The sequence below is a fragment of the Nonomuraea wenchangensis genome (assembly GCF_900111685.1).
GTDB classification, from domain to species: domain Bacteria; phylum Actinomycetota; class Actinomycetes; order Streptosporangiales; family Streptosporangiaceae; genus Nonomuraea; species Nonomuraea wenchangensis.
In genome coordinates this window covers 20,025-33,988 of sequence record NZ_FOHX01000007.1, presented here as the reverse complement: position 1 = coordinate 33,988, position 13,964 = coordinate 20,025, and the positions used below count along the sequence as shown (strand labels likewise).

Below are 13,964 nucleotides of genomic sequence, written 5' to 3'. Positions count from 1 at the left end.
TGACTCGGTGCGACTTTTTGTGCACGATGTCCATTGTGTCCATGCCTGCCTTGCCCGGCCCGGTCCGGTTCAGTCGTCCTCCCGGGCCAGTAACCTGTCGAGCTTGATGCCGAGGTCGACCATCTCCGAACGTACGGACTCGAACTCCTGGGCCATCTCTGCCCGCACCCCGGCGAGCCCCTCGGCCAGGCCGGCCCGCAGCTCGGCGTCGCCGCCACAGCCCCTGGTCACCCGGGCGAACGACGGGCCCATCGCGCGGCGGACGCCCTCGACCTCGGTCTGCAGGGCCGCGAGGTCCTGGCCCATCTCCAGGCAGACCTCGCCGATGCGGCCGCGGAGGGCGGCTATCTCCTTCTGGAGGTGCCGAGTCCGTTCGTTGATCTCGCGCAGCAGCTCCGCCTGCCGGGCCGCCGCCTGGCCACCTGACATGTCGCGGTCCGCCTCCAGGTCCTCAACACGGAGCTTCAAGCCGAGAATCTCCGTCTGCACATCCACACACGCCCGCCTTCTCCTTCGCGATCTCGTGTCCGGTCGGTCGCTTTCCGTGACGATCGTAGCCAGTGCGACCCCCCTGCGAGACCGGCTTTGCCCACATCAGGCGTGTCGCGCCGAACATGCTGGAGCCCCCGGCCCATTGGCCGGGGGCCCACCGCACTTACGCGCTCAACTTCTCCAGGATCAGATCCACCTTGGAGTCCAGCTTCGTCACCTTCTCATCCAGGTGGGTCACCTTCGAATCGAGGTGAGTCACCTTCTCATCCAGGTGGGTCACCTTCGCATCCAGGTGAGTGACCTTCGAATCGAGGTGAGTGACCTTCGCATCCAGGTTGGTGACCCTCGCGTCCAGGCTCGTGACAGTGGCTCGAAGCTCGGACACCTCGCCCTTGATCTCAGCAACGTCCCCTTGCAGGCGGGTGATGTCGCCCTGCATCGTCGTCACATCGCCCTGGAGGCGGGTGATGTCGCCCTGCATGGTCGTCACGTCCTGGCGGAGGTGCGTGACGTCGGCCTGGAGGTGGGTGATGTCGCCCTGCATCGTCGTCACGTCCTGGCGGAGGTGCGTGATGTCCTTCTGCATCTTCTCGGTGCGGGTGTCGACGCGTTCGAAGAGCTTGAGGTGCCGGTCGAGCTCCTTGGTGTGGTCCGTCACGATGCCCCCGGTCTTCAGGAACTGCTCGATGTCACCGACCCGCCGCTTCAGGCCGTCGATCTCGAATTCCACGTACACGAGCCCCTCCAATTGCCTACAGTGACTGGCGGGACCTGGTTACGTAGTTTAGCCAGGTCCCTTTCTGCGCCAGGCGATGATTGCACAGAGTGGGCGGGTCGCGACGTTGAGTAGTAGATTCTGATCTACCTCCGGTCCTCGATCTCCCATACGTGGTCGAGGACGTGCCAAATGATGCGCCGCAGCGCGTAGCGGGGTGGCCAGGCGGTGGTGGAGGGTGGCTGCCAGGCGGATGACAGGGTGGCGGCGAGTTCCTGGCGCAGGGCGTCGCGGTCGGCGACCGACTTGTACGGCTTGTGCCGGACATCAACCTTGCGGGCGAAGGCACGTTCGGCGTCCACCACGTGGCTCACGATCCGGTCGCGGTCGCGCCCGCCGCCACGCGGGCCCTTGCGCAGTTCCTCGGGGGCGTTCCCCGCGACCTCGTCGAACAGGTCCCAGGCGGCGCGCATCAGCGCGACCTGGCGCGCGGCGTCGGCGGCGGGCAGCGGCTCCAGGTCCAGGCCGGGTACGACGACCGCGGGGACGCCGAAGTCGGTGGAGGTGTCGCCAGGCACGCTGACCACCACCTCCGGCTCCCCCGGCTGGAACGGCACGCCGGCCCGGTCGGCGACGACGCGGTAGCGGGCTTCGTAGTCCATCAGGCGTTCCAGGGCCGCCTCCTCGCTCTTGTCGACGCGGGCCCAGCCGGGCCAGTCGAGCGAGCAGGCGAACATCTTCTTCCGCCCGATCTCCAGGTGAACGCGGTTCATGGCGTCATAGCCTGCCAGGCGTACCTGTCGGGATCGGTCAGGTTCAGACGAGGTCGATGAGGTCGGCGACCGAGTCGACGATGAGGGATGGCCGGTAGGGGTAGCGGTCGATCTGGTCGCGCTGCATGACGCCGGTGAGCACGAGGATCGTGTAGAGGCCCGCCTCCATGCCGGAGACGATGTCGGTGTCCATGCGGTCGCCGATCATCGCGGTGGTCTCGCTGTGCGCCTCGATGTCGTTGAGCGCGCTGCGCATCATGCGGGGGTTGGGCTTGCCGACGAAGTAGGGGGCGACGCCGGTGGCCTTGGTGATGAGGGCGGCGACGGCGCCGCAGGCCGGGAGGGAGCCCTCGGTGGACGGCCCGATGGGGTCGGGGTTGGTGGCGATGAAGCGGGCGCCGTTCTCGATGAGCCGGATGGCGCGGGTGATCTGGGTGAAGCTGTAGGTGCGGGTCTCGCCGAGCACGACGTAGTCGGGGTCGAGGTCGGTGAGGATGTAGCCGACCTCGTGCAGGGCGGTGGTGAGCCCGGCCTCGCCGATGACGTACGCCGACCCGCCCGGCCGCTGGTCGTCGAGGAACTGCGCGGTGGCGAGGGCGGAGGTCCAGATGGACTCGGCGGGCACGGTCAGCCCGGCCCCGGCCAGGCGTACGGACAGGTCGCGCTGCGTGTAGATCGAGTTGTTGGTGAGCACCCGGAACTTCTTGCCGGATTCGCTGAGCCGCTTGATGAATTCGGCGGCCCCGGGCACCGGCCGCCCCTCGTGGACGAGGACGCCGTCCATGTCGGACAGCCAGGAGTCGATCCGCTTACGCTGAGTCACCCGGCCATCGTACCGACGTATCTTGTCGACTTCCGTGCCGGTACGTGAACAATGTCGTCATGTCGTTCTTGGAATCCGCACAGGACATGCGGGACGAACTCGTACAGCTCAGGCACTCCCTGCACACCACGCCGGAGCTCGGCCTCCACCTCCCCCGCACCCAGGAAAAGGTGCTGGCGGCGCTGGACGGGCTGCCACTGGAGATCAGGACCGGCGCGGCGCTCAGCTCGGTGACGGCCGTGCTGCGCGGCGGCAGGCCGGGCCCCGCGGTGCTGCTGCGGGGCGACATGGACGCGCTGCCGGTGACGGAGAAGAACGATCTGCCCTACGTCTCCCAGTTGCCCGGCCAGATGCACGCCTGCGGCCACGACCTGCACACCACGATGCTGGCGGGCGCGGCGCACCTGCTGAGCGCGCGGCGCGAGGAGCTGGCCGGTGACGTGATCTTCATGTTCCAGCCGGGCGAGGAGGGCCACGAGGGCGCCAAGTACATGATCGAGGAGGGCGTGCTGGAGGCGGCGGGCGAGCGGCCCGTGGCCGCGTACGGGATGCACGTGGTGTCGTCGATGTTGCCGAACGCGCTGTTCGCCTCCCGGCCGGGGCCGATCATGGCGGCGGCGGACGTGTTCTGCGTGACGGTCAAGGGCCGGGGCGGGCACGGGTCGAGCCCGCACCGGGCGCTGGACCCGATCCAGGCGGGCTGCGCGATGGTGACCGCGCTGCAGACGATGGTGACGCGGACGTTCGACGTGTTCGACCCGGTGGTGGTGACGGTGGGCAGCTTCCACGGCGGCTCGGCCGACAACGTGATCCCCGACGAGGCCCGGTTCGAGGCGACGGTGCGCACGTTCAGCAAGGAGAACAGGAAGCTGGTCAAGCGGCGGCTGGTGGAGCTGGTCGAGGGCATCGCGGCGGCGCACGGCATGACGGCCGAGACGTCGTTCGGTATGGGCTATCCGGTGACGGTCAACGACCAGGACGAGGCCGGGTTCGTGGGCAGGACGGCCGACGAGCTGTTCGGCGCGGGGCGCTACTTCGTCGCCCCGCAGCCGGTGATGGGGTCGGAGGACTTCTCGTACGTGCTGGAGCGGGTGCCGGGGGCGTTCGTGTTCCTGGGCGCGTGCCCGCCCGAGCTGGACCCGGCCACCGCCCCCTACAACCATTCCCCCGAGGCGCGCTTCGACGACGCGGTGCTCACGGACGGCGCCGCGCTCTACGCCTCACTCGCGGCCACGCGCCTCGCCGCCGTCTGAGAGCGCGAGCGAACGCCGCCCGAAAGCGGGAGTGAACGCCGCCTGAGGAGGTAACACCGCAGGAGGAGGTGGCGTGGCATGAGAGCGTGGGTGGTGCGCGAGCCGGGACCGATCGCGTCCGGCCCGCTGGAGCTGGTCGAGCGGGACGTCCCCGAGCCGGGCCCCGGCGAGGTGCTGGTGCGGGTGGAGGCGTGCGGCGTATGCCGGACCGACCTGCACCTGGCCGAGGGCGACCTGCCGCCCCGCCGCCCGCGCACCACTCCTGGCCACCAGGTGGTCGGCCGGGTCGAGGGCACCGGGCGCCGGGTAGGCGTGGCCTGGCTCCGCTCGACCTGCGGCACGTGCCGCTACTGCCGCCGGGGCATGGAGAACCTGTGCCCCTCCTCCACCTACACGGGCTGGGACGCCGACGGCGGCTTCGCCGAGTACGTGACGGCGCCCGAGGACTACGTCTACGACCTGCCGGACGACGTGCCCGCCGAGCGGCTGGCGCCGCTGCTGTGCGCGGGGATCATCGGCTACCGGGCGCTGGCCCGCTGCGACCTGCCGCCGGGCGGGCGGCTCGGCATCTACGGCTTCGGCGCCTCGGCGCACCTGACGGCGCAGGCGGCGATCGCGCGGGGCGCGACGGTGCACGCGGTGACCAGGTCGGCGGCCTCGCGCCGGCTGGCGCTGGAGCTGGGCGCGGCCTCGGCGGGCGACCGGCCGCCGGAGCCGCTGGACGCGGCCATCCTGTTCGCGCCGGTGGGCGAGCTCGTGCCACCGGCGCTGGAGGCGCTGGACCGGGGCGGCACGCTGGCGATCGCGGGGATCCATCTGACCGACATCCCGTCGCTGAACTACGAGCGGCACCTGTTCCAGGAGCGCACGGTGCGCAGCGTGACGGCCAACACGCGGGCCGACGGGCGGGCTTATCTGGAGCTGGCGACGGCGCATCCGCCGCGCGTCGCGACGGTGCCCTACCCCTTGGAGGCCGCCGCCCGAGCGCTGGCGGATCTGGCGAACGACCAGGTCAACGGCGCGGCGGTGCTGGTCGTCGCTTAAAGCTTTACTTGATGGCGCTTAGCGTCACTCTGTACAGTGATGAAGGAAAGTTACATTAACCTCACAGTCTCTGGAGATTATTGACGCCTTCCGGAGGCGACCGTAGGGTCCGGTCAATCCCTTGAGACATCCCCCGGAGCGGCAAATGAAGCGACTGGCAGCGGTAGTGACGTTGCTGGGCCTTGCCGCCGCGACAGCGGCGTGCAGCGGTGGTTCGACCAACAAGTCCGGCGACGCGGCGGGCGGTGGCGGTGGTGGCCTGTTCACCACCATCGACGTCAACCGGCCGGGCCTGGAGGCATCCGCCCCGGCCAACCCGTACAACCCCAAAGGCAACTCCTTCCCGGGCTACAGCTCCATGAAGCTCGGCTGGGTCAAGAACCACCTCACCGACCCCAACCAGGCACTCCCCGGCATCGCGGCCAGCTGGGAGATCGCCCCCGACAACTCGGCGATCACGCTGAAGCTGCAGCCGAACGCCAAGTGGTCCGACGGCAAGCCCGTCACCGCCGAGGACGTGAAGATGTCCATCGGCATCGCCTACACGCAGGGCAGCACGGCCTTCTCCGTCACCCCCGGCGCCGCGGGCGCGGCCGCCGAGGTGACCGTGGTGGACCCGCAGACGGTCAAGATCACGCAGGACATGGCCAACCCCAGTCCGAAGTTCGCGCGCGGTGTCCTCGACACCACCGTACTGCCCTCCCACGTGTGGAGCAGTGTGCTGCCGGCCGACTTCTGGGACAAGCTGAAGGCCGCCCGCGGTGAGGGCGCCGACGCCGAGAAGGCCCGCGAGGAGGTCACCGGCCTGGGCGAGAAGGTCATCGCCTTCGCGCCGGAGAAGGACGTCTCCGCCGGCCCGTTCGTGCTGGAGCGGGTGAACCCCTCCGAGGCGCTGCTGGTCAAGAACAAGTACTTCTTCAACGCCGCGAACGTGGCCCCGTCGCAGGTGAAGTTCCTCAACTACACCGGCAACGAGCAGATCTGGAACTACCTCATCGCCGGCAAGCTCGACCACGCGGGCTTCACCGCGGCGCCGACCGACGTGATGAACCGGATCAAGCAGGCCAACGGCAACGAGGTCATCAAGGGCTACTCGCCGGTCGCGGTGGGCATGGCCTTCAACCAGTCCAAGAAGCCGTACGACAACGTGCACGTGCGCCGCGGCCTGGCCTACCTCATCGACCGCGAGCAGGTCACGCAGGTCGCCTCGCCCGAGGGCGGCACCGCCGCCGCCACCACGAGCGGCATCCACCAGAAGGCAGCCCAGGCCTGGATCCCGGACACGCTGCCGTCGCTGGAGCCGTACAAGGTGGACGCGGCCAAGGCCGAGGAGGAGTTCAAGAAGGCCGGCCTGACCAAGAAGGACGGCAAGTGGGCGCTGGCCGACGGCTCGGCGTGGAAGGTCTCCATGCACGCGCCCGCCGGCTTCTCCGACTGGCTGTCGGCGCAGGAGAACATCAAGAGCCAGCTCGTCAAGGCCGGCGTGGACGCCGAGGTCGTGACGACCGCCGACTACCCGCTCTACCTGGAGGAGCTGAACGCCGGCAAGTACGACGTCGGCTTCTGGCTGATGGCGCTCGGCCCCGCGCCGTACGACATCTTCCAGCGCCTCTACGGCGCCTCCAACGGCTGGGCCAACGTGGCCGGCAAGGTGCAGCACTCCGCGCCCGGCAAGAACGGCAACTGGATGGGCGGCCCCGAGGAGATCGAGGTCGGCGGCGAGAAGATCAACCCCGGTGAGCTGACCGCCAAGCTGAACTCCTCCGACGAGGAGGCCGCCAAGCCGATCATGGCCCAGCTCGCCCAGGCCGCCAACCAGGACCTCCCGGTCATCCAGCTCTGGGACTACGTCAACACCCAGTTCGTCAACAACAGCCGCTTCACCGGCTGGCCGCACGACGACTCCATCCTGCGGATGGGCACCGGTGTCCTGCCCTCGGGCGTGTGGATCCAGCAAGGTCTGATCAAGGCGAAGCAGTAGCCTATGACGCTCATCGCACGGCGACTCGCGGGCCACCTGGCCCGCGGGTTCGTCATGATCCTCGTAGTCGCGACGATCAGCTTCTTCATCGTCAACAACATCCCGGGCGACCCGATGGCCGCCCGCTACGAGAAGCTGGTCGAGGGCGGCATGGCCCCGGAGGCGGCCCGGCAGGCCGTCAAGGTGCTCTACGGCTTCCAGCCCGACGGCAGCCTGTGGCAGCAGTACACCGACTTCATGGCCGGGCTGTTCCGGCTCGACCTCGGCGTCTCGGTCACCAGGCCCGGCACCCCGGTGCTCGACGTGCTGACCGACGCGGCCAAGTGGACCGTTCTACCGGTGCTGGCCGGCACGCTGCTGAGCTTCCTCGTCGGGATCATCCTCGGCGTGTACGCCGCCGTCAAGCGCAGCGGCAAGCTCGGCGACGCCCTGTCCATCTCGGGCTCGCTGCTGCACGGCGTCCCGCAGTACGTGCTGGCGCTGCTCGTCGTGATGATCTTCTCGACGCTCCTCGGGGTCCTGCCCGCGGACGGCTCGGTGGACATCCTGTACGAGCCCGGCTGGAACGCCGGCTACCTCGGCTCGCTCGTCGAGCACGCCCTGTTGCCGGTGCTCACCTATGCCCTGTCGGCGTACGGCGGCTGGATCCTGGCGATGAAGTCGTCGGTGGTCACCGTGCTCGGCGACGACTTCATCCTGGCCGCCGAGCTGCGCGGGATGAAGCGCTCGATCGTCTTCCGCTACATCGCGCGCAACGCGATCCTGCCGCTGTTCACCATGCTGGCCCTGTCGCTGGGCCTGCTGCTCGGCGGCGCGGTCTTCATCGAGAAGATCTTCAACTATCCCGGGCTCGGCTGGCTGCTCATCGGCGCCGTCACCGAACGGGACTACGCTCTGATGGGCGGCGCGTTCCTGCTCATCACCGTCGGCACCATCCTCGCCAACATCGTCGCCGACCTCTTCTACACGGTCATCGACCCGCGGGTGCGCAGCGGGGAGGAGGTTTCGTGAGCGCGACGCTCATCCCCGAGACCGGATCGGCCGCCTCGACCCTGCGCCGCAACTTCTGGCGGGGCGTGTGGCGGGTGATGCGGCGCAAGCCGAGCCGCCTGGTCGGCGTGGTCATCCTGGCCGGGTTCGTCGTCATGGCGGTCGTCGGGCCGATGCTGCTGCCCGACCCGCTGCCCAACGACCCGGCCGCGATCACGCGGCCGCCGAGCTGGGAGCACTGGCTCGGCACCGACCCGCAGGGCCGCGACGTGCTCGCGCTGGTCATCACCGGCTCCCGGTACGTGCTGCTGACCGCCGCGATCACCGCGGTCATCACGGTCGTCGTCGGCACCTCGATCGGCCTGTTCTCCGGCTTCAAGCGGGGCCGCTGGGACACCGTGCTCATGCGGCTGACCGACATGAAGCTCACCATCCCCGGCCTGCCGCTGCTGCTGGTGCTGGCCACCGTGTGGCGCTTCGGCAGCCCGTGGCAGATGGGCCTGGTGCTCGGCCTGCTGGGCTGGGGCGGCGTGGCGCGGGCGGTGCGCTCGCAGACGCTGTCGCTGCGCGAGCGCGGCTTCATCGAGGCGGCGCGCGGGCTCGGGCTGTCCACGACGCACATCATCGGCAAGGAGCTGCTGCCGAGCATGGCGCCGTACATCGCGATGAACATGCTCATCTCGGTGACCGGCGCGGTCTACTCGCAGGTGGGCCTGTTCTTCCTGGGCGTGCTGCCGTACGAGTCGGACAACTGGGGCGTGATGCTCAACCTGGCCGTGTTCCAGGCGGGCGCGCTGATCACCCCGAACGCGCTCGGCTACCTGCTCGGGCCGCTGATGGCGATCCTGCTGCTGACGCTGGCCATCGTGCTCGTCGTGGACGCGATGGACGAGATCTTCAACCCCCGGCTGCGCGAGGAGTAGTGAGGGTGAGCAACCAAGCGCCGGGAGTGCGCATCGACGGACTGACCGTCGTCTACAAGACCCCCGCGGGAGAGCTGCCCGCCGTCCGTGGCGTGACGCTGACGCTGGAGCCCGGCTCGATCACCGGCATCGTCGGCGAGTCCGGCTCCGGCAAGTCCACGCTGGCGCTGTCGCTGCTGAACGCGGTGCAGCCGCCCGGCAGGATCGCGGGCGGCAGCGTCGAGATCGACGGGCTCGGCGACGTCGTCGGGCTGCGCGGCGAGGAGCTGCGCAAGGCCCGCGGCAAGCACATCGGCTACGTCTTCCAGGCCGCCCAGAACTCCCTCAACCCGCTCAAGACGGTCGGCAAGCAACTGCTCGACCTGGGCCGCTCGCACGGCGTGGACGACCTCCGCGGCCTGGTGCGAGAGGCCAAGGAGCTGCTCGGCCGCATGGGGCTGGACGGCGCCAGGGTGCTCGACTCGCACCAGCACGAGCTGTCGGGCGGCATGCGCCAGCGCGTCGGCATCATGCTGGCGCTGGTGCTCAACGCCCACCTGGTCGTGCTGGACGAGCCGACGACCGCCCTCGACATGATCACGCAGGCCAACATCCTGCGCATCGTGCGCGAGGTGCACGCCGAGCGCGGGCTGACCACGCTGGTCATCACGCACGACATCGGCGTGGTGGCCGAGGTGGCCGACCGGCTGGCCGTCATGTACGGCGGCCGCCTGGTCGAGCAGGGGCCGACGCGGGAGGTGCTGGGGGCGCCGCGGCATCCGTACACGCGGGGCCTGATCCAGGCCATCCCCCGGCTGACCGGCGACATCGACGAGGCGCGGGCGCTGCCCGGCCGGCCGCCGACGCTGGTGACCGTGCCGAAGGAAGGGTGCGTGTTCAGGGAGCGCTGCGAGCTGCGCATGGACGTGTGCGACACCGTGGACCCGGAGCCCGTCGCCGACGGCCCGCGCCTGGTGGCCTGCCACGCCGTGAACAGCGCGTCGGCGTCCACGACCGTCGCGACGAAGGAGCACGCGTGATCACCGGGACCGGCGTCGTCAAGACGTTCAAGCAGCGCGGCAAGGTGCTCGGCGCCCGCGAGGTGCGGGCGCTGCGCGGCGTGGACTTCTCGATCCCGAAGGGCGGGGCGGCCTCGTTCATCGGGGAGTCCGGCTGCGGCAAGACCACGCTGGGGCGCATCATCGCGGGGCTGGAGAGCTACGACGAGGGCGAGATCGTCATCGACGACGTGCCGATGACGCCGCTGCGGCCCAAGCAGCGCCAGCCGCACTTCCGCAAGATCCAGATGATCCACCAGGACCCGTACTCGGCGCTCAACCCGACCCGGACCATCCACCAGACGCTGTACGCGCCGCTGAGCCTGCGCGCCAAGCAGACCGGCCGGTCGGCGGCGTGGATCGAGGAGCGGGCGGCCGAGGTGCTCTCGCTGGTCGGCCTGGACCCGGGCACGGTGCTGGGGCGCTACCCGCACCAGCTCTCGGGCGGCATGCGGCAGCGGGTGGTCATCGCGCGGGCCCTCACGGTGGACCCGGAGATGCTGGTGGCCGACGAGGCGGTGTCGATGATCGACGTCTCGCTCCGGCTCGGCATCCTGGCGCTGCTGAAGGACCTGCGCGAGCGGCTCGGCGTCAGCGTGCTGTTCATCACGCACGACGTGGCCACCGCCCGCTACATCGGCGACGACGGCGAGCTGTACGTCATCTACCGCGGTCAGGTCGTCGAGCGCGGCCCCGTGGACACGGTCATCGCCGATCCGGTGCATCCGTACACGCAGTCGCTGCTGTCGGCCATCCCGGTGCTGCACGGGCTGGAGCGGCCGGGCGAGGAGCCGGTGACGCCGCTGTCCTCGCTGGACGAGAGCCAGTCCGACGAGGGCTGCCTGTTCGCCCGCCGGTGCCCGTTCCAGGGCGAGCGGTGCGCCGACGAGCGGCCGCTGCTGCAGCTCACCGAGGGCGTCCCGCAGGAGCACGCGTGCTTCTACCCCGAGCGGCGCAGCGTGATCGCGCGCCCGATGAGTGAGGTGTGATGGCCTTCGAGGCGCGGCCGATCGCGGACGCGGCGGACCTGGCGGAGGCGGCCAGGATCGCCGGGGACGCGCTGACCTGCGACCCCGGGGAGGGGGCCGCGCTGGTCCGGCGGCTGGCCGCGCCGCCACCAGGCCGTACGTGGACCGCGCTCGCGGTGGACGGCGGCGTGGTGATGGCGTCCCTGTCGGAGAAGGATCCGGGGGCCGGGCATCTCGACCTGCTCGCCGTGCACCCGTCGGCGCGCGGCGAGGGACGCGGCCGTGCGCTGGTGGGCGCGGCCGAGGACTGGCTGCGCGAGCGGGGCGCGCGGGAGGCCCGCTGGGCCGGCAACCCGCCCTGCTACGCCTGGCCCGGCATCGACGTGCGCTACACCGCCGCCGCCTGCCTGGCGGAGAGCCTCGGCTACGAGCGCTACCACGTGGCCTGGAACATGACGGCCGACCTGGGCGCCGGCGACCTGTCGGTCGAGGCCGACCTGGTCCGGCTGGAGCAGGCGGGGGTCGCCGTGCGCGCGGCCGCCGGTGACGAGCGGGAGCGGGTGGCGGCGTTCGTCGCCGGCCACTGGAACGAGCGGTGGGCCTGGGAGGCGGCCAACGCCACCGGGCTGCACTTCGCCGAGCGCGACGGGGAGATCCTGGCGTTCGCCGCGTGGGGGGCTCGGCCGTCCTGGTTCGGCCCGATGGGCACCGCGCCGGCCGCGCGAGGGCTCGGGCTGGGCCGGGTGCTGCTGCGCAGGTGCCTGGCCGAGCAGCGGGCCGCCGGGCAGGCGGACGCCCAGATCGGGTGGGTCGGGCCGTTGCGGTTCTACTCGCGGGCCGTGGGCGCGCGGGCGGAGCGGGTCTTCTGGCTCTACCGGCGCGCCCTGGCGTGATGTCAGCCGTAGAGCAGCGGTCCCGAAGGGGTTCCCGGCGGCGGGCACAGCTCGCGCGGGTCCTCGCCGGCCTCCAGCCGCCGGGTCAGCTCGCCGGACCCCCACAGGTGGTCCAGGCCCGGCAGCAGGCGCAGGTCGTCCGGGTAGAGGGTGCGGGCCACGTGCAGCATCGACACACCGGTCAGCACCGGACGGAACGCCTCGCGGTCGTGCACGTGGAGCTGTACGCCGCGGACGGGGGTCCCGGCGTGCTTGTGGAAGGTCGGGGTGAAGCGCACCTCGCGGAAGCGCACGCCGGGCAGGCCGAGCGCGTCGAGCGCCGGGGCGAACCGGCCGTCCACGTACGGCGCGCCGATCAGCTCGAAGGGCCGGGTCGTGCCGCGCCCCTCGGAGAAGTTCGTGCCCTCGAACAGGCAGGTGCCGGGGTAGACGAGGGCGGTGTCGGGGGTCGGCATGTTGACCGAGGGCATCACCCAGGGCAGCCCGGTCGCCTCCCACGGCGTGTCGCGCCGCCAGCCGGTCATCTCCACGACGGTCAGGTCCACGTCGAAGCCGAACCGCCCGGCCAGCTCGCCCGCCGTCAGCGCGTGCCGCACGGGGATGGGGTGGCGGCCGACGAAGCTGGCGTACGCGGGGTCGAGCAGGGGGCCCTCGGCGACCGTGCCGCCGAGCGGGTTGGGCCGGTCCAGCACCACGAACCGCAGGCCCAGCCGGGACGCCGAGGCGAGCAGGTCGTACATCGTCCAGACGTAGGTGTAGAAGCGGCTGCCCACGTCGGCGATGTCGAAGACGAGCGTGTCCACGCCGGCGGCGGCGACCGCCGCGTCCAGCTCCGCACCGGCCAGCTTGTACGTGTTGTGCACCGGCAGCCCGGTCCGCTCGTCCACGCCGTCGGCCTCGGCCCCGTCGGCCTGGGCGGTGCCGTGCAGCCCGTGCTCGGGGCCGAACAGGGCGGTCACGGGGGCCCCGGCGGCCAGCAGCGCCTCCGCCGTGGGGGTCAGGTCGGGCAGCACGCCGGTGGGGTTCGTGACGAGGCCGAGGCGGGTACCTCCCGCGAGCGCGGGATCTTCGGAAAGCCGTTCGGCGCCGGTACGCACAAGAGTCATGGAGCCATTGTGCTGAAAGATATTTACAAGAGGGAAGATAAGGGTGGAAATTAGCGTCATGATTGATCCGCTACCCGAGCTGTCCACCGAGCAGAGCGACCCCCGCTACAGCCAGATCGACCGGCTGCCGACGGAGCAGATCGCCCGACTGATGAACCAGGCCGACGCCGCCGTGCCCGTGGCCGTCGCGGTGGCCATCCCGGCGATCTCGGGAGCCATCGACGCGATCTCCGCCCGCATGTCGCAGGGCGGCCGGCTCATCTACGTCGGCGCCGGCACGTCGGGACGCCTGGCCGTGCTGGACGCCAGCGAGTGCCCGCCCACGTTCGGCACCGACCCGTCGCTGGTCCAGGGCGTCATCGCGGGCGGGCCCGACGCGCTGACCCGGTCCGTCGAGGGGGCGGAGGACGACACCGAGGCGGGCGCAGCCGCCATGAAGGACCTCGACGTGGGCGCGCTGGACTCGGTGGTCGGCGTGTCCGCGAGCGGGCGGGCCCCTTTCGTGCTGGGCGCGCTGGCGGAGGCGGCCGGCCGCGGCGCGCTGACGGTGGGGCTGTCGTGCAACGAGGGCGCGCCGCTGTCGGCCGCCGCCCAGCACGGCATCGAGGTGGTCGTGGGACCTGAGGTGGTGACCGGCTCGACCCGACTCAAGGCGGGCACGGCTCAGAAGCTCGTGCTCAACATGATCTCGACGATCAGCATGGTGAAGCTCGGCCGGACGTACGGCAACAAGATGGTCGAGATGTCGGCGATGAACTCCAAGCTGGCGGACCGGGCGCTGCGCATGGTCCGCGACATCACCGGCGCCGACCGGGAGACGGCCGGGGCGGCACTCGACGCGGCGGGCGGACGGACCAAGGTCGCGGTGCTCATGATCCAGCACGGCATCGACGCCGACGCGGCCCGCGCCCTGCTCGCCACGCACGGCGAGCGGCTGAGCGACGCGCTGAGCGGCTGATCGACGGG

The 13,964-nt window shown here is 70.8% G+C and carries 14 protein-coding genes; 9 read left to right on the top strand and 5 right to left on the bottom strand.

Features of this window, described 5'->3' with window-relative positions:
- Positions 1-69: 69 nt before the first annotated feature.
- The 4 genes from BMW85_RS21740 to BMW85_RS21725 form a co-directional block, all read right to left on the bottom strand.
- Complete coding sequence (locus tag BMW85_RS21740) at positions 70-468, bottom strand: hypothetical protein (RefSeq protein ID WP_143082362.1); 399 nt, start codon at positions 466-468, stop codon at positions 70-72.
- 187 nt (positions 469-655) lie between these two features.
- On the bottom strand, positions 656-1,222 hold the full coding sequence (locus BMW85_RS21735; protein WP_143082361.1) for a hypothetical protein: 567 nt from the start codon (positions 1,220-1,222) through the stop codon (positions 656-658).
- Positions 1,223-1,353: 131 nt separating this feature from the next.
- Positions 1,354-1,980 carry a hypothetical protein gene (locus BMW85_RS21730; RefSeq protein ID WP_091084221.1) on the bottom strand — a complete coding sequence of 209 codons (627 nt, stop codon included), beginning with the start codon at positions 1,978-1,980 and terminating at the stop codon, positions 1,354-1,356.
- A gap of 43 nt (positions 1,981-2,023) precedes the next feature.
- The gene (locus BMW85_RS21725) at positions 2,024-2,803 is read right to left on the bottom strand and encodes an HAD-IIA family hydrolase (RefSeq protein ID WP_091084219.1); all 780 of its coding nucleotides are present in this window, start codon (positions 2,801-2,803) and stop codon (positions 2,024-2,026) included.
- 59 nt (positions 2,804-2,862) lie between these two features.
- Between BMW85_RS21725 and BMW85_RS21720 the strand changes: the two genes are divergently transcribed.
- From BMW85_RS21720 to BMW85_RS21685, 8 genes are all read left to right on the top strand, one after another.
- The gene (locus BMW85_RS21720) at positions 2,863-4,056 is read left to right on the top strand and encodes a M20 metallopeptidase family protein (protein ID WP_091084217.1); all 1,194 of its coding nucleotides are present in this window, start codon (positions 2,863-2,865) and stop codon (positions 4,054-4,056) included.
- A gap of 78 nt (positions 4,057-4,134) precedes the next feature.
- A complete protein-coding gene (locus tag BMW85_RS21715) occupies positions 4,135-5,100 on the top strand; it encodes a zinc-dependent alcohol dehydrogenase family protein (protein ID WP_091084216.1) in 966 nt (321 codons plus the stop codon).
- A 145-nt stretch (positions 5,101-5,245) separates the two neighbouring features.
- Positions 5,246-7,081: an ABC transporter substrate-binding protein gene (locus BMW85_RS21710; protein ID WP_245774989.1), complete on the top strand. Its 1,836-nt coding sequence runs from the start codon at positions 5,246-5,248 to the stop codon at positions 7,079-7,081.
- 3 nt (positions 7,082-7,084) lie between these two features.
- Positions 7,085-8,092: an ABC transporter permease gene (locus BMW85_RS21705; protein WP_091084213.1), complete on the top strand. Its 1,008-nt coding sequence runs from the start codon at positions 7,085-7,087 to the stop codon at positions 8,090-8,092.
- A complete protein-coding gene (locus BMW85_RS21700) occupies positions 8,089-8,994 on the top strand; it encodes an ABC transporter permease (protein WP_091084211.1) in 906 nt (301 codons plus the stop codon). Before BMW85_RS21705 ends, BMW85_RS21700 begins: the two co-directional genes overlap by 4 nt.
- Before the next feature lie 5 nt (positions 8,995-8,999).
- Positions 9,000-10,013, top strand: a complete 1,014-nt coding sequence (locus tag BMW85_RS21695) for an ABC transporter ATP-binding protein (protein WP_245774988.1) — start codon at positions 9,000-9,002, stop codon at positions 10,011-10,013.
- Positions 10,010-11,020, top strand: coding sequence for an ABC transporter ATP-binding protein (locus BMW85_RS21690; protein ID WP_091084207.1), 1,011 nt, complete (start codon positions 10,010-10,012; stop codon positions 11,018-11,020). The genes BMW85_RS21695 and BMW85_RS21690 overlap by 4 nt, the downstream gene beginning before the upstream one ends.
- Entirely contained in the window at positions 11,020-11,892 is an 873-nt protein-coding gene (locus BMW85_RS21685; protein ID WP_091084204.1) for a GNAT family N-acetyltransferase, read from the top strand. The genes BMW85_RS21690 and BMW85_RS21685 overlap by 1 nt, the downstream gene beginning before the upstream one ends.
- Before the next feature lie 2 nt (positions 11,893-11,894).
- On the opposite strand, the gene BMW85_RS21680 is transcribed toward BMW85_RS21685, so the two are convergent.
- Entirely contained in the window at positions 11,895-12,998 is a 1,104-nt protein-coding gene (locus BMW85_RS21680) for an exo-beta-N-acetylmuramidase NamZ family protein (RefSeq protein WP_091084201.1), read from the bottom strand.
- A gap of 58 nt (positions 12,999-13,056) precedes the next feature.
- Here BMW85_RS21680 and murQ point away from each other — a divergent pair, with 58 nt between their 5' ends.
- Entirely contained in the window at positions 13,057-13,956 is a 900-nt protein-coding gene (murQ, locus tag BMW85_RS21675; protein WP_091084200.1) for an N-acetylmuramic acid 6-phosphate etherase, read from the top strand.
- Positions 13,957-13,964: the final 8 nt, after the last annotated feature.